The sequence below is a fragment of the Shewanella kaireitica genome, from assembly GCF_023284045.1.
Classification (GTDB): domain Bacteria; phylum Pseudomonadota; class Gammaproteobacteria; order Enterobacterales; family Shewanellaceae; genus Shewanella; species Shewanella kaireitica.
Map to the genome: position 1 here is coordinate 358,198 of NZ_JAKIKQ010000002.1, position 16,424 is coordinate 374,621.

13 protein-coding genes are annotated in these 16,424 nt (G+C 44.7%); 9 read left to right on the plus strand and 4 right to left on the minus strand.

From position 1 onward, the window contains the following. Nucleotides 1–166 precede the first annotated feature (166 nt). From L2730_RS04130 to L2730_RS04145, 4 genes are all read left to right on the plus strand, one after another. Nucleotides 167–1,354, plus strand: a complete 1,188-nt coding sequence (locus L2730_RS04130; protein ID WP_248973432.1) for a Re/Si-specific NAD(P)(+) transhydrogenase subunit alpha — start codon at nucleotides 167–169, stop codon at nucleotides 1,352–1,354. Then, nucleotides 1,355–1,630 (plus strand): NAD(P) transhydrogenase subunit alpha part 2, encoded by a 276-nt coding sequence (locus L2730_RS04135; protein ID WP_020911038.1) that lies wholly within the window; start codon nucleotides 1,355–1,357, stop codon nucleotides 1,628–1,630. Between the two features lie 6 nt (nucleotides 1,631–1,636). Then, a complete protein-coding gene (locus L2730_RS04140) occupies nucleotides 1,637–3,019 on the plus strand; it encodes an NAD(P)(+) transhydrogenase (Re/Si-specific) subunit beta (RefSeq protein ID WP_248973433.1) in 1,383 nt (460 codons plus the stop codon). Between the two features lie 469 nt (nucleotides 3,020–3,488). Beyond that, nucleotides 3,489–4,859: a MipA/OmpV family protein gene (locus L2730_RS04145; RefSeq protein ID WP_248973434.1), complete on the plus strand. Its 1,371-nt coding sequence runs from the start codon at nucleotides 3,489–3,491 to the stop codon at nucleotides 4,857–4,859. 64 nt (nucleotides 4,860–4,923) lie between these two features. On the opposite strand, the gene L2730_RS04150 is transcribed toward L2730_RS04145, so the two are convergent. Together L2730_RS04150 and L2730_RS04155 are read right to left on the minus strand one after the other, a co-directional pair. Beyond that, on the minus strand, nucleotides 4,924–6,006 hold the full coding sequence (locus L2730_RS04150; RefSeq protein WP_248973435.1) for a rhomboid family intramembrane serine protease: 1,083 nt from the start codon (nucleotides 6,004–6,006) through the stop codon (nucleotides 4,924–4,926). 9 nt (nucleotides 6,007–6,015) lie between these two features. Further along, nucleotides 6,016–6,603, minus strand: a complete 588-nt coding sequence (locus tag L2730_RS04155) for a hypothetical protein (RefSeq protein ID WP_248973436.1) — start codon at nucleotides 6,601–6,603, stop codon at nucleotides 6,016–6,018. Between the two features lie 261 nt (nucleotides 6,604–6,864). Between L2730_RS04155 and L2730_RS04160 the strand changes: the two genes are divergently transcribed. Continuing rightward, the gene (locus tag L2730_RS04160) at nucleotides 6,865–7,137 is read left to right on the plus strand and encodes a hypothetical protein (RefSeq protein WP_248973437.1); all 273 of its coding nucleotides are present in this window, start codon (nucleotides 6,865–6,867) and stop codon (nucleotides 7,135–7,137) included. Between the two features lie 17 nt (nucleotides 7,138–7,154). On the opposite strand, the gene L2730_RS04165 is transcribed toward L2730_RS04160, so the two are convergent. Continuing rightward, nucleotides 7,155–7,625, minus strand: a complete 471-nt coding sequence (locus tag L2730_RS04165) for a TetR family transcriptional regulator (RefSeq protein ID WP_248973438.1) — start codon at nucleotides 7,623–7,625, stop codon at nucleotides 7,155–7,157. A gap of 869 nt (nucleotides 7,626–8,494) precedes the next feature. Here L2730_RS04165 and L2730_RS04170 point away from each other — a divergent pair. After that, nucleotides 8,495–8,902: a hypothetical protein gene (locus tag L2730_RS04170; RefSeq protein ID WP_248973439.1), complete on the plus strand. Its 408-nt coding sequence runs from the start codon at nucleotides 8,495–8,497 to the stop codon at nucleotides 8,900–8,902. 599 nt (nucleotides 8,903–9,501) lie between these two features. Here the strand turns inward: L2730_RS04170 and L2730_RS04175 are convergent. Next, a complete protein-coding gene (locus L2730_RS04175; RefSeq protein WP_248973440.1) occupies nucleotides 9,502–10,365 on the minus strand; it encodes a hypothetical protein in 864 nt (287 codons plus the stop codon). 243 nt (nucleotides 10,366–10,608) lie between these two features. On the opposite strand from L2730_RS04175, the gene L2730_RS04180 reads away from it, so the two are divergent. From L2730_RS04180 to norR, 3 genes are all read left to right on the plus strand, one after another. Continuing rightward, nucleotides 10,609–11,535 (plus strand): LpxL/LpxP family Kdo(2)-lipid IV(A) lauroyl/palmitoleoyl acyltransferase, encoded by a 927-nt coding sequence (locus L2730_RS04180; protein WP_248973441.1) that lies wholly within the window; start codon nucleotides 10,609–10,611, stop codon nucleotides 11,533–11,535. A 589-nt stretch (nucleotides 11,536–12,124) separates the two neighbouring features. Continuing rightward, the gene (locus L2730_RS04185) at nucleotides 12,125–14,416 is read left to right on the plus strand and encodes a nitric-oxide reductase large subunit (RefSeq protein ID WP_248973442.1); all 2,292 of its coding nucleotides are present in this window, start codon (nucleotides 12,125–12,127) and stop codon (nucleotides 14,414–14,416) included. Nucleotides 14,417–14,589: 173 nt separating this feature from the next. Further along, the gene (gene norR, locus L2730_RS04190) at nucleotides 14,590–16,128 is read left to right on the plus strand and encodes a nitric oxide reductase transcriptional regulator NorR (protein WP_248973443.1); all 1,539 of its coding nucleotides are present in this window, start codon (nucleotides 14,590–14,592) and stop codon (nucleotides 16,126–16,128) included. The last annotated feature ends 296 nt before the right edge of the window (nucleotides 16,129–16,424 follow it).

Consider the following 16,424-nt stretch of genomic DNA (forward strand, 5'->3'; position numbering starts at 1 on the left):
CTAAAAGTGTGGCCTAGCGCAAAATTTTCAGTCTGACCAGTACCATAAACACGATATTGAAAAATATGCACTTGTGTCTAAATTCAGAGTCGCCACAATATGCAGCCTTACATATAAAAAATGACATCTGTCCCTACGAATGTCCTCAACTGAGAGGTTAACCTTTGTGAAGTTAGGTATCCCCAAAGAAAGTCACGCTGGAGAAAGTCGAGTTGCACTTATTCCAGCCAATGTGGCCCGACTCCTAAAAAAGAATGTGCAAGTGCTGGTTGAAAGCAATGCTGGAAGTAAAGCCGGGTTTACCGATGAAGACTATATCGCAGCAGGCGCAACTGTCGCCTCCCGTGAACAAGTCTTAAGTGACGCGGATGTAATTACTGTTGTTAACGCCAAAGGCGAGCAGCTTGCAGAGCTCAAGACAAGCATTAAACCAGAGCAGATTATCATCGGCATGATGGATCCTCTGGCGCAACCTGAGAATGCTCAAGCCATTGCAGAGACAGGAGCTACAGCGGTTGCGCTTGAGCTTGTTCCGCGTATTACGCGTGCACAAAGCATGGACATCCTCTCGTCTATGGCCACGATTGCTGGTTACAAGGCTGTGCTTTTGGCAGCCCATAAAGCACCACGTTTATTCCCAATGATGATGACAGCAGCAGGTACCCTCAAACCTGCACGCGCCTTCATTATGGGTGTCGGCGTTGCAGGTCTTCAAGCTTGTGCAACCGCTAAGCGTTTAGGTGCAGTGGTTGAAGCTTATGATATTCGCCCGGCAGCCCGGGAGCAGATCATCTCTGTGGGCGCAAAACCAGTAGAGCTAGATTTAGAAGCAGAGAATACAGAAACCAAAGGTGGTTACGCTGCCGAGCAAAGTGATGACTTCTTAAAGCGTCAACAGCAAGCAATGGCCAATGTATTAGCGCAGCAAGATATTGTTATTACCACCGCCGCCATTCCAGGTCGAAAAGCACCTATCTTGATCACTAAAGAGATGGTTGATGGCATGAAAAGTGGCACCATCATTGTTGATCTTGCCGCTGAAACCGGCGGAAACTGTGAACTAACAGAAGTCGATAAAGAGGTGGTTTACAAAGGTGTGACCATTCTAGGTCCATCAAATGTGCCAGGCAGCGCGGCAAATCACGCCAGCCAAATGTACGGCACTAACATTGAAAACCTACTTAAACTGATTGTCGACAACGATGGTGTATTACATCTCGATTTCGATGATGAGATTGTTAACGACACTGTCGTAGCGCACAAAGGCGAAGTGGCAAGCGCCCGTCTACGCGATCTTTTAGGACTACCAGCGCAGGAACCAACACCTGAAGCTGTTACACCGGAGGCTAAATAAATGGAAATTTTACTTTTACTGACCCTATTTATGGTCGCGGTATTCCTCGGCGTCGAGATGATCACCAAAGTACCGCCAACACTGCATACACCATTGATGTCGGGCTCAAACGCGATCTCAGGGATCTCGTTAGTTGGCGCACTTTTGTCAGCAGGTTCTGGTGCTGGGATTTGGGTCAACGTGTTTGGTTTTATCGCCGTGGTACTTGCCACAATTAATGTTGTTGGTGGCTACATGGTTACTAACCGCATGCTAGCTATGTTCAAAAGGAAATAAGCCACTATGAGTACGACGATTATTTATCTCGCCTATTTGGTGGCTGCGAGCTTATTTATCTTAGGGATAAAAGGCCTAACCAAGCCCCGTACGGCAGTGAGAGGTAACCAACTTTCAGCGCTGGGTATGTTCATCGCTGTTGTTGTCACCTTGTTAGATCAAAGCATTTTAAGCTATGAGTGGATCATTGCTGGTGTATTACTCGGTGGCACCATTGGCGCAGTCATGGCGACCAAAATCCAAGTGACTTCCATGCCACAAATGGTTGCGATGCTAAATGGTTTTGGTGGCGGCGCATCACTGTTTATTGCACTCGCTAACTTCCTTGACCCAGAGTCAGCCACTCACACCGTTGCACTAATATCGATTAGCGCAACAGTGATTATTGGTGCAGTGACGCTTTCTGGTTCGTTTATCGCATTTGCTAAGCTGCAAGAGCTTATCTCCGGTAACCCGATAAAGGTGCCAGGCAATAAGATCTTCAATGCCGTGCTGCTGATTAGTGCTGTTGGTTTAGCCATTGCTATTGTGATGGACCCAAGCAATATCAACCTGATTTACGCACTGGTTGCTGTATCTCTGGTACTTGGTTTACTGTTAGTTATTCCTATTGGCGGCGCAGACATGCCGGTAGTGATAGCACTGCTTAACTCATATTCGGGTATAGCAGCGGCAACCACTGGTTTTATTACAGGCAATACAGTACTGATTATTTCAGGGTCACTGGTTGGCGCATCAGGAATTATTCTGACGCAGATTATGTGTAAAGCGATGAACCGCTCGCTATTTAACGTGCTATTTGGCGTGATGGCAGAAGGCGGCGAAACGGTTGATGCTGATGAGGTCTATGCAGGAAAAGTCACCTCTTCATCACCTGAAGAGGTCGCCATGCTACTAGAAACCGCCGAGCGCGTTGTAATTGTGCCAGGTTACGGTTTAGCCATGGCGCAAGCGCAGCACGCAGTACGCGAACTCGCCTCAGTAATGGAAGCCCGTGGCACCAATGTGCTTTACGCTATCCACCCAGTTGCAGGTCGTATGCCGGGGCACATGAACGTGTTACTGGCAGAAGCTGAAGTGCCTTACGAGCAGTTAATCGAGATGGATGAGATTAACCCGCAGTTTGAGCAAACTGATGTAGCGATTGTTATTGGTGCCAATGATGTTACCAACCCTATGGCACGCGAAGATAAAGGTAGCCCAATTTACGGCATGCCAATTCTTAACGTCGACAAGGCGAGAACTGTGGTAGTGGTTAAGCGTTCACTTAGCCCAGGCTTTGCTGGCTTGCCTAACCCGCTATTTGCAATGGATAACTCAGTCATGCTGTTTGGCGATGGTAAAAAAGCCATTGTTGAATTAACGCAAAGCTTGAAAGAAGCTGACTAAGGCAATATACAAATCTAAAAAGACCGCATTCGCGGTCTTTTTTTTAATCATAGGTTCATCTTAATTTGTTAAGCTTATGTATAAAAATCAGACTTAAAAGTAAATTTTACTTATACTGCATGAAACAGATACTGCGCTTATACCCGTGCTACCTGAAGATTCAGTGGGAATTTAATAGGCTTTAATGACAGGTTCATTGCTCCATGCTGAACCTAAGCACCTACATCCATGTAGGCGAGGCATTGATTGCCACTAATGGTCGTTCCCTTAGTAAAATCAATAACACGGAGTAAAGTCCATGCTTTTTATATAAGAAGCGCCCATCGCAGAAGGCTTTGTACCTGCCGACTTCGTTGTTGCATGACTTAAAAGGGAATAACCATTTCTACATCAATGCGCCTAGAATTGAACCGGCACAATGCCTCTGAAACAAGTATTTTCAAGTAAAACGGGTATAAATAAGAATAATATGAATCTAAACTTTATTTCCACGCTCTCAGTCAGCTTGATGCTGCTCACTCCTTTAAGTGCTGTTCAGGCCAATGATGAGCCAGTTAAAACCGCTCCAGTTACTAATGAAGCTACCCAGCAACCAGCGACATATCAATGGAGTGATAACTGGGGCATAGGAATTGGAATGCGCCGCGGCGATATTCCTTATGCCACAGAAGAAGATGAAGTGTATGACACACTGCCACTTATCTATTTTCAAAATGACTATTTCTACATAAACGGTATGGAAGCCGCTGGCCACATTTGGAAGAACGATAACCACCAAATCAACCTTTATACCCGTTTCCGTTTTGTTGATATTCCGCAAGAGTTGCAAAATGACACCCAATCTCAAGCATTCGATTTCGGGCTACAGTACCGCTTTGTAAAAGATCAGTGGGATGTTGACTTGGCCTTTCTTTCTGATTCACACAAGCGCAGCTATGGTTATAGCCGAACCCAATACCTTTGGGAGTCTGAAGACTGGCGCTTAATACCCTACGCTGAATTTCAATGGAAAAGTGCTGATTTTAATCAGTTCTATTACGGCTTAGATCAATATGAAGTGGGTGGAGGCGTCAGCTTTAACGCGGGCATCAAGGCCCGTTACCATGTTGCCAGCAACTTATACTTACTAGGGCAATTCGGTGTCGGCCGACTAGAAGATGAAGTTTATAATTTGCCCAGTATTAACAACCGTTTTCAGTATGAGTCCTTCTTTGGTTTTGGCTTTTTCCCCGAGTCAAAGAAAAAAAGTTATTCAGCTAAACCTGTCATAACCAAACAAGAAAAACCAACTGAGTACATTCGTATAGCCCACGGCTGGGCAACACCATCAAACCTGAATGCCATACTCAAATGGCAGACAAAAACCGATCCTTACAACAACCAGATGACCTCGGCTTTTTATGGAACACAGTTAACCGATACCTTGTTTACGCTACCGATCGATTTGTACTTAACCCCAGGTATAGTCTGGCACCATGATTCTGAAGTACAGGATAATATTGCTGAAGCCATTATCGCCGTTAAAGCTTATTACACTTTCGAGATTGGTCCGCGCTTTAGACTCGGTGTGGCCGAAGGCTTATCCTATGCCAGTACTGTGACCTATATAGAATCGAGTGAGCTTGCAGAGAAAGATTACAAACCATCGAAGCTGCTTAACTACTTAGATTTCTCTTTAGATGTCAATGTGGGTGATATTTTTAAATCTAGAGACATGGAGAACCTCTGGTTTGGTTACAGTATTCATCACCGCTCCGGCATTTTTGAGTCAAGTTCAGCCTTTGGCCGCATAAGTGGTGGCAGTAACTATCAATCGCTTTACCTGCAATGGCATTTCTAAACGTTTTGAATAATTAAAAAAGGCCGCATTATGCGGCCTTTTTTATCTTTGTAAGCATTGCCTTTTATCGAGAAACCTTCACTTCAGGTGAGTTAAGCAGTGCCAAAATAGGGTTCGCTGACATCACTCGAGCCTTAAGCAATAAACCTATGATGAGGCCTGCAATAAAGCCACCAATGTGCGCCCAATAAGCAACCCCACCTTGTGCCGCCCATGCGCCAAAAAGGTTTATCAGTAACCAAATAGCAAAGAATACCATTGGAGAGAGCTTCTTTTGGTAAATAACAAACATAAAGGTAAGGCTGGCATGTCTAAACCAAAGCAGGTACATACCAAATAAACCCGCTATGGCGCCACTCGCTCCGACCATAAAGATAGCTGAAGTTGGATCGGATGCAATCTGCGCAAAAGCAGCAGCAAAACCACATAAAAGGTACACCGCCAAAAAGCGTGAATGACCGAGTGCATCCTCTAAATTGTCACCCACCACATAGAGAAAATACATATTACCCAGCAGATGGATAATATCGCCATGCAAGAACATATGGCTTAGCAACGGCATCACCTGCTCACCCTGCATCACTAACGATGGCTGCATCGCAAAGTGATCGAACACCCATACTGTTGCCGGTTCGCTATAACCATAAGCAAAGAAGATGATGATATTTAACGCGAGTAAAGCATAAGTAACCCACGGCTTACTCTTGGTCTTAAGGTTATACTCAATCGGCATCTGTAATAGAAATTGAAACAGCCAAGTTTTAACACTGGTTTTCTGATTGAGTTGCTCTAGAGCTGCTCTTACTCTAGGAGATTGCACCACCTTTTCTCGTTCATGCTCATCAATCCACACTCCAGTGCAAGAATGGCAGACATCGACCTCTATCTGAAAGTCATTCATCAAGTAATAGTGCTGCATATTGCATTTACAGTGGCTGCACTGTCGAGATGATATACCCAAGTTCTCACCTAACGCGTTTTCAATACCGACATTGCTATTGCCATTATCAGCAACAGACAGCGCGCCATTGAGCTCGCCACTATCAAACCAAATTCCGCCGCATTGAGTACAGCTATCCACTTCTTGACCATGAAAGTCAAACACTCGCATCGCTTGGCTATTACAACCAGGGCAGATGATTGTCATTTTATATCCTTATTCGACAGTAATATCAGCAGCTTCTAGCTCAACAGCTAATGCTTGGTAGTTATCTTTTAACATTGGCAGGGTTGATTCAGATACCCCTTTGGTTAGCTCTTTGAGCTTTTTTGCGCCAAATTTAGCACCGTAAAAGCGTGTTTCCATTTTGGAAATAATATCGGCAGATGCCATATAAAAACGCCGCGTCTCGGTTAAGAGCTGCGTTGGCGTTTCAAGCGTATTGGCGGAGTAACGCATATTTTCCCAAACAAAGGTGGCCATATTGGGGTGGATACTCTTTAAATCATAAGGAGAGTTTTTCGCTACTGTATCTGCGTATTCATTGATAATGGTCACGTTGTCATTCACTTCATCATAAAGCGCATGCCGCAGATAATAATTATTCTGTTTATTAGATAGATCATCAAAAATAATAGCTTGCGATAAACCCTCTTGAGCCGCGAGGTAGACACCGACGATGGTGGCAATAATCATAAATACTTGGCTAATCCAAAAACTAGTCTTTACTAACTCTTGATTATCTAATTTGGGGAAACGTTTGATAGGTTCTGCAGCAGCGCTGACCTGAGGTTTGACATCCATTTCGTGCATTACTCCTTGATGCTGAATATTTAATTCATAACTCTTAAAATCTAGAACGCCGCAAGCATATACAAAAACAACTTTGCTCGCTATAACCTGTAAGAGTTTTTTAGAGCTGTACTCAATAGTATTTGGTACTCAATATACAAGAATATAGCGACCATTGTCAGCATCAACTAAAACGATAAATTTCACTTGCTTATCGCTCATTTATACATCAATATTGGTCATCGAAAGTTTAGTCAATATAAGTGAATTTAAATGCTACACACCGCAGCTATAGAGCTAACGTCACCTTTTATCGAAAACAGAAAAGAGACGCTAATTGATACTAATAGCCACTGGATAAAACTCACTAATGCGCAGCGATTTGCCTTTTATACCTTAGCGAAATTGGGCTACCAGCTTTTGTTTGTCCGCAATGCAAATAATTGCAGCACTGCCGTTGCCAGCCAAGACAATAAACTCGCAACAATAGATGATGAAGGTGAGATTAATTTTAATCCAAGTATCGTACTAAGAGAGCAGAAATAGCCATACTCTGTTCCCGCCTACACTAGCTGCTTCTGACTAAACAACAACACAGCACTTCGCCCCAGTAACGTATCAATCATTGATGGCCCATGCTCACCAAGCTCCGCAGATGCCTTAGCGTTAAGCGAACCTAATGTTTTATATTGCGCAGAATCCAATTGGCTAGAACCGCAGATAGAGAAAAACAGCTTCACGATGCCGCTAAATGTAGGCGACTCTAGCGCACGAAGCCAAGAGGTTCGTAATGCATCACGGCAGCTAAAATCTAAATGTTCCATAAGTAAACTTGCAAATTGGGGTTCGAGCTGGGTTAAGAAATCTGATTTATGAGGGAAGTGATGACTAATACCGGTGCGGCTGATACCTGTTGCCTCAGACAAGCTTGAGTAGGACATAACGTCATAACCCATTTCTAAGATCTGCTTCTGCGCTTCAATTAAGATCTGCTCGATAGTGTGCTTAGTTTCAGCTTTTGAACGCTTTGGCATAATACTTCCCGTTACCTTTGTGCAATTGATATCACTCTATCAAAAGCATCCAGCTGAAACTCGCATCTTGTGTAGCAATCTGACTGGTGTTCAGCTTAGGTTCAGCTAAAAATGGTTGCTATGCTTGTTTAAGGTTGGGCTTTTATCAGCAAGCTTGCAGGTATTAGAACGTTGGGATCACGTTAGCTTAATGCAGCCTCACTTTTGCGCCAAGATTGGTTGGCCTTTGAATGAAGACTAATTGCATTTTTAACTGTTGTTACCAAGCAACCAGTTTGAATTTGTAGGCTCATGACTATTAATCGCCTCCAGCGGGGTATGTGCAGACACTGCTGAAGCACGCTTCAAGTACGTCCATGTAAGCTCAGCGAAAACATCAGACCTCCATGGACGGAGGGAATGCCAAATTATGTATGGAACAGAATTGGCCATGTTTTCGACGGCTTCAGCCGTATCTACACTGGTTAACTGGTGTTTAAATTTATACCCTTGCGGTTTGAAGCTTAACGCGGAAATGCGTCAAAATCATTTTCACTGATAAAAATGGTCAGTAGCACAATTAAAGCTTTGGGCTTATAAAGCTAATGTGGGATGTAAGATATAAGACCTGCCGCCGAATTATCATATAGGCCGGAGACTAGAGGCTTTTCTTCCTGCGTGAACATTGCACTTTATGCAATGATAGAGGTTCTTTGTTTCACTCAGGCAAAGAAACAGGGAATCAGTTCTTTCTATGTTATAACTCATTGTTGATACACCGGTTTACTGTTAGTCTTGAGTGATTAAAGTGCTGACGACCTGTTCTTATTAAGACCGTTATTATTCGGAATTCAGCCTAATATACTGTTAGATAGCACAAGGAGGTTTAGGTGAATATTAATGATTTTCCTCTTTCATGGAGGTGGACAGAATCCTCACATGCAAAACTTCCTCAGGAAATACTAGACGGACTTCAACCTTTAAATGAGGAACTAGCCCAAAAATTATCATCTCAAATTCCTGTGAATTTCCCTGTTGGGGCTACGAGGCTCGATGCCTCAGCTGACAATCAAGCTACAACAGAATGGCTTTCTAAACTTGATGTTAAATCTAAGTTGGTAACAATTTCATGGAAATGTGATACTGCTTTGGCTTTACCGTGGACAACATTCTGTAAGTATTGGGATGATTTTTGTTACCCTTCAAGTGACGATGCAGATTTGTTCCTTGAAAATGGACAACACTTTTTACGCTGGAACCATTACGAGGTTTTCGAGCTAGATTTAAGTGCTATCTAACGTATAAGGATAGGCCGCGCGCAGCCGCGTCCTTATCCCAAGTGTTGAACAAGCCCGAGCTTAAAGTGATACCTTTATAGTGTAAATATCAGCGTAAGATCTTACGCTTTTTTGGTGTGTGCTGAGCAGTAACATTTTTTACTAGCCGCATCGATCCCTTAGCATCGCCAGCTAATTTATTTACGTCAAAATATCAATGCCTTAATACCTCCTTGTTCTTATTTTTCTCTGTATGTTAAATCTAGATGTTGTAGTCCTTCGGATATGTGGGGTCAATGTAAACTTTAATTGATACCCATACATTTGCTAATTCCACTACCCATTCTTAGACCCTTTGCACTAAGGCGTTTCAGTCCAATAATGACTTACCGACTAAAATGGGCTTGCTAGTTATTCATCTGAGTTGGGCTGTGCAAGCTTCTAAATCAGGGATGATTTAGCTGAGCCTATAGGGATATATTCACGGCGACTTGCAAAGGCTCAATGCAGCTGAATTACGCTTGATTACCATATGTCCCCTTAAGCTCGATACTGATCTTAAGGCTCGCGAGGTTAAATCTATCCTATCCAGAAATAAGTCACCAAGCGAGACTTTACAGTTACAGTCGAGGAGCTATGCTCGGTGTCTCTGGCTGCATGCTTTGCTCCGCTAACCAGCGCTTTGCGCTTGATTGCCCCATAATCTTAATCAACGTCGGCTCAAGGTAACGGCCTAAATCGGGTTTGCGCCAATACATGTAACCGGGTAAGGGTTGTACAGTGCCTGCGCCAAAGGTGCGTTGTATAAGGCTAGAGAACTCAGCAATGCTGTCATCATTAGGTACAGTTAACAGCGGCCAAAAATCGGTTAAAAAGGCATTGAAACTATCAAAGGATTGCAGCTGCTTTGCACTGTAACGCTGTAATGCTTGCGCCAAAATAGGAACGCTCCAGTGGGACATAAACTCGGTATTGGCTATCACATCGATATTGCGCCTATGGTATTGCTGCCAAGCTAAATCTAGGCTATTCGTTTCATTGGCTACTCGCCAAACTAGGTAAAGATCAGATAGCCACTCATGTTGGTAGGTGCTGTTAATCTCTAGATTTAGGCTTTGCATTGCCGCTATCGCTTCAAGGTGACCCAACTCATGCCAGTAGGTCAGTTCATCTTGCCGATTAAGCGCTAACGAGTAATGACCCGTGCCCCAGTTTACGCTGCGCTTATGCGGCAGTTTATCAAAATCAGTCACCAAGACTCCGGCAATTTCACCGTGAAGGATCGGTAACACCATAGCCGCACGCGCGCCCATTGATAGCTGAAGTAATTGACTGTTTGGCAACTGGATTCTAGCTGACTCAGGCAGTACTTCTAAGCAAACCGCTAGTAATTCGCGCTCACAGATGAGGGCTTTTTTGGTTGCAATATCCTCCCAAAGAAAACCACTTGAAAGCAGTAAACCCGCAACCAACGCTATAGCCATTGTGCTACTGCGCTATTGGGTTGCCATGGAGATTTTAATCGGGTCAATGGGATGTTCCTCAACAAACTCAACAGCAACATGGCTGTTGCGCTTTGGTGTGCTCAAATGTAGGAAATAGTGCCACTATGGCGGGCTCTTTCACAGATTTCCCCCTGATTGTACCTAATTTTTAATGATGTTGAGTAAATGTGGGCGAGATTGCGTTAGAATAATGAGTAATTTTCCAATGTATTCGAGTTTTCCGTGGTAGAAAAAGCCCAGTTTTCATCTCATCTTTATCATCCTAAGTACTGGCTCCTTTGGCTAGGTGTTGGTCTGATGCGTCTCACACAAGTTTTGCCTTTGCGTCTTCAAATGAAAATGGGCGCAGCGCTTGGCAGGATGGCAATGGGTATTGTTGGCAAACGGGTGAATACTGCTAAACGTAATTTGCAGCTGTGTTTTCCCGAAATGAGTGATGCCGAACAACAAACTCTGCTGCGTGAGAATTTCGAACAAACGGGTAAAGCCATTTTCGACACCATTAACGCTTGGTGGTGGTCGGATGAAAAAATTCAGCAGCATATGACCATAAAAGGTCAACAACATGTTCAGCAGACACTCGATAATGGCCAAGGGGTGATCTTGTTTGCTGTTCACTGTTTACCGTTAGAGATGGGCGCACGCATCTTTGGCCAGTTCCAACCCGGTGTCGGCGTATACCGTCCACACAACAATGCAGTGATGGAATATTTGCAGGTAAAAGGACGACTACGCTCTAATAAGGCCTTAGTACCGAAAAGAGATCTACGCCAGATGGTGCGAAGCTTACGAGCGCCTAATGTTATCTGGTATACCGCCGATCAAGATTTTGGCCGTTCAAGTGCCACTTTCATCCCTTTCTTTGCCGTTGAAGAAGCCGCCACAATTACCGGAGCCACTACGTTGGCAAAGCTTGGGAAAGCTAAAGTGTTACCCTTTTTTGTAGAGCGCAACAGCAGCGACACTGGTTACAATATCGAGATCCAAGCGCCACTGGACAACTTTCCTGGTGAAAATGAAATTGAAGATGCTAAGCGCGGCAATCACATCATTGAACAGATTATTAGCCGCAATAAATCACAATACATGTGGCTGCATAGACGCTTTAAAACCCGTCCTAATCCAGAAGATCCATCATTGTATAAGTAATCATTATCGCCCTTTGTAAAATTGACACAGGGCAACCGCTCACTTTGCTGCTAACCAATAGCAGCAAAGTATTATACCCGTACTACCTGAAGATGCTCGTTTCAGAGGCATTGTGCCAGTTCAATTCTAGGCGCATTGACGTAGAAATGGTTATTCCCTTTTAAGTGAGTGCAACAACGAAGTGGGCTGGCACAAAGCCTTCTGCGATGGGTTTTAATGGACTTTACTCTGTGTTATTGATTTTACTAAGGGAACGACCATTAATCGCAATCAATGCCTTGATTAAAGCCCATTAAATTCCCACTGAATCCTGCATCTTCAAGTAGAACGGGTATATACCTATCAATTGAAGTCACTGTTTGTACAACTTTTATCCAGCCTAGTCCTCCACCTGCAGTGTTATAGTATTAACTCATTGTCAAAAAGACACTCAGCGTCATATAGACACACTCAGACGCTGTCTTTATGACAACTATTCGTTATCAGTAAAAACACCAAAGCATTATAAATCAACAGCATAGATAGTTGGCATGTTATCTGCTCTAGCAAGGTTCGCCTGAATAACAATAACGTTGCGCTAAGAGGACTTATGAGCAAACAAAGACTAACTGCAATCGCACTACTGCTGGTGCTAATTGCTTCATTTACTGTACTACTAAGTATTGGTAGTGAGATCTATCGAGAGAAGCCGCCTATCCCGACGGCTTATGTCGATAGCCAAGGACAAACACTGTTTAGCAAAGATGATATCGAACAAGGTCAGTTAGTTTGGCGCTCTATGGGGGGGCATCAACTAGGGTCTATTTGGGGTCATGGCTCATACGTTGCACCAGACTGGACTGCAGACTGGTTACACAAAGAAGCTCAAGCTTGGTTAAATATCACAGCGATGCAGCGCTTCAATAAAGACTTTGCTCAACTCGATTCGCAGCAGCAAGCGGGACTTGAGCAAGCTCTGCGAGAAGATATTCGTCGCAACACTGTCGTCCAGCAAGCCAATGGCGATACAGATATCACTCTTTCAGCGACTCGTATCGCAGCGATTAAACAGGTAGAACAGCACTATCTAGCGCTATTTGGTGACGATCCTAAGCTATCATCACTGCGCGAACAATATGCGATGAAAGAGGGAACCGTTCCAAGCTTAGATCGCCGCGAAAAACTCAATGCCTTTCTATTTTGGGGAGCTTGGGCTGCTGTCACTGAACGCCCAGATACCGACTATACCTACACCAACAACTGGCCATTTGATCCGCAAATTGGCAACACGCCAACCTCAGACAACGTTGTTTGGTCAATTTTAAGTATTGTCACCCTAATTGCCGGTATTGGCGCACTTGTCTGGCACCATGCCAGCGGTAAACATGAAAGCTTACCCAAGCCTGCCGATCAAGATCCTTTGTTCTTTACTAAACCGACGAAGTCTCAGAAGGCTGTAGGTAAATACTTTGTCACCGCAATAGGTCTGTTTTTACTGCAGATATTGCTCGGCGGGATCACCGCCCACTATGCCGTCGAAGGGCAAAATTTTTATGGCATTCCACTTTCAGAGATCTTGCCATACTCGGTCACCCGAACCTGGCATACCCAATTAGCAGTATTCTGGATTGCCACAGCATGGTTAGGCACAGGACTTTACATTGCACCAGCGCTGTCAGGTCACGAACCTAAGTTCCAGCGCATTGGTGTTAACATACTCTGGGTTGCCTTAGTGATTGTAGTCCTTGGCTCTATGGCCGGCGAATGGATAGGCGTACAGCAGTACTTTGACCTAGACATGAACTTCCTATTTGGCCATCAAGGTTATGAATACATTGATCTAGGCCGCGTGTGGCAGGTGCTATTACTTGCAGGCCTGCTGATCTGGCTAGCACTCGTTACCGCAGCCATGCGCCCAGCGTTAAAAGTTAAAGGTGAAATGCGTCCAGTTATTTGGGTGCTATACGCTTCATGTGTTGCGATTGGTCTATTTTACGGTGCTGGCCTATTCATGGGTAAGCACACTAACCTCGCGATTGCCGAATACTGGCGTTGGTGGGTAGTTCACTTGTGGGTAGAGGGCTTCTTTGAAACCTTCGCAACTTCTGTTATTGCCTTGATGTTAGTGCGCCTGGGACTCATCCGTGCTCGCAGCGCTAATGCCGCTGTGCTATTTGCTACAGTAATCTTCTTAACTGGTGGTCTGATTGGTACTTTGCATCACCTGTACTTTACCGGCACGCCAACTTCAGTAATTGCATGGGGCGCGATCTTCTCCGCACTTGAAGTGGTTCCACTAGCATTGATTGGTTTCGAAGCGGTTGAAAGCTACCGTCTACGCGCTGCAAGCCCTTGGATGATCCGTTACAAATGGGCGATTATGTTCTTTGTTGCCACCGCCTTTTGGAACCTAGTGGGTGCCGGCGTATTAGGTTTTCTCATTAATCCACCGATTGCGCTGTACTTTATTCAAGGCCTAAACACCACAGCAACTCATGCTCACGCAGCATTCATGGGTGTATATGGCATGTTAGGCATGGGGCTAATGCTGTTCTGCTTACGCGGATTAACAGGTCAAATGCAGTGGAATGAAAAGCTATTAAAAGGCGCTTTCTGGACCATGAACATTGGCTTAGCAGCAATGGTGTTTATGTCGCTACTGCCTGTAGGTATCGTGCAGTTCTTTGCTGTTATTGACAATGGTTACTGGTTTGCTCGCTCACCAGAGGTGATCCACAGCCCACTGGTTGAAACCTTAGTATGGATGCGTATGCCAGGTGACGTATTGTTTGGCTTTGGTGGTCTGTTTATGGGCTACTTCCTATTCGACATTATCAAAAAAGCGATAAGCAAAAAGAAAGCCGCTGAACTGGACAATGACCAAGTTTCAGCAAGTGCATAAACCGTAAAGTGATAAAAATTTAAGGGCGCAGTTTATCTAGCGCCCTTTTTTATTCTCTATCGCTATATAACAGTATATTTGACACTGCCCACATTGAGCTTTAATGTCAAAAAGACAAAACGAGACACTCAACAAATGCTAACCGCAGCTGCGCGACGCAATGGATATCACCTATGTCTTTAAGCCAAACCGATCTTACTCGTATCGCCTTAGATATTACTGCTGGCCTGTCTGATCACGACCGCTTCTCACGCTTACTCGATACCATAAGACAAACTTTGCACTGTGACGCTGCAGCGCTGCTGCAATTTACTGGTCAGCAATTTAATCCGCTTGCTATCGATGGCCTCAGCCCAGATGTGCTTGGACGGCGCTTTATTCTCAGCGAGCATCCAAGGCTTGAAGCTATCGCTCGTGCTGGTGATATTGTTCGTTTTCCCGCTGACAGCGAAATGCCCGACCCTTACGATGGCCTTATTCCCCATCAAGGCGATCACTTAGTGGTGCATGCCTGTATTGGCTTGCCACTATTAGCTAATGGCGATCTTATCGGTGCGGTCACTATCGATGGCTTCGATCCGCAGCAATTTAATGCCTTCAGCGACAATGAACTGCGCACCCTAAGCGCGATTGCAGCGGCGTCACTCAGTAATGCCTTGATGATCGATAAACTGGAGAAACAAGCGGTACAATCGCAAGAGGTCACCGCTGTTGCGCGGATTAACACCGATGCGCCAGTGGAGATGATAGGCCAGTCGACTGCCATGAATACACTGAAAAACGAGCTAAATGTGGTGGCTGGTACCGACCTAAATGTGTTGATTTTAGGTGAGACAGGTACCGGTAAAGAGTTGGTTGCTCAATCAATACATCAGCTATCTAACCGTGCCAAGCAGCCGTTGGTTTATCTGAACTGCGCCGCACTGCCTGAATCAGTGGCTGAAAGCGAGCTTTTTGGCCATGTAAAAGGCGCATTTACCGGCGCGATAAGTCACCGTAGTGGTAAGTTTGAAAAAGCCGACAACGGCACACTCTTTCTAGATGAAATTGGCGAGTTACCGTTAGGGCTTCAAGCCAAACTATTACGAGTTTTACAGTATGGCGACCTACAAAAAGTCGGTTCAGATAAAAGCCTTAAGGTCGATGTAAGGATCATTGCCGCAACCAATAAAGATCTCAAACAGGAAGTGCTTGCAGGGCGCTTTAGGGCTGACTTGTATCATCGACTCAGCGTATTTCCGATTATGGTGCCGCCACTAAGAGAGCGAGATGGCGATATTACCCTGCTGAGCGGTTTCTTTGTCGAGCGTTGCCGCCAGAAGTTAACCCTGAAAAGCTTAAGACTCGATAGCCACAGCTTAGCCCTACTCAATGGTTACGACTGGCCTGGTAACATTCGAGAACTGGAGCATGTTCTGCACCGCGCGGCAGTGCTTTCAAGAGCGCAATCAACATCAGATAGTTGTCTTATCGCGCCGCAGCATTTTGACTTTCAAGCAGAAGCAATCCAGAGTGTTGTGAGCAAACCTAAGTCTGGCGCCAAGGCGTTGCCAAGCAACCAAACCTTAAAACAGGCTACGGCGACATTTCAGTCGCAATACATTCAACAGGTACTCACAGAAAACCAAGGCAATTGGGCTGCTACAGCCAGAGCATTAGCACTCGACTCAGGTAATTTGCACCGATTGGCTAAACGTATTGGCATAAAATAGCTAATTTAAACAAACGCTAGGCAAGATAGTAGTTATACCAATCCGACCTGAAAATGCAGGATTCAGTGGGAGTTTAATGGGCTTTAGTCAAGGCATTGATTGCAGCTAATGGTCGCTCCCTTGGTAAAATCAATAACACGGAGTAAAGCCCATTAAAACCCATCGAAGAAGGGGTTGTGCAAGCCCACTTCGTTGTTGCGGCAACTTAAAAGGGAATAACCATTTCCACGTTAACGCGCCTAAAATTGAACTAGCACAACATCTCTGAAACGAGCATTTTCAAGTGGGATGGGTAT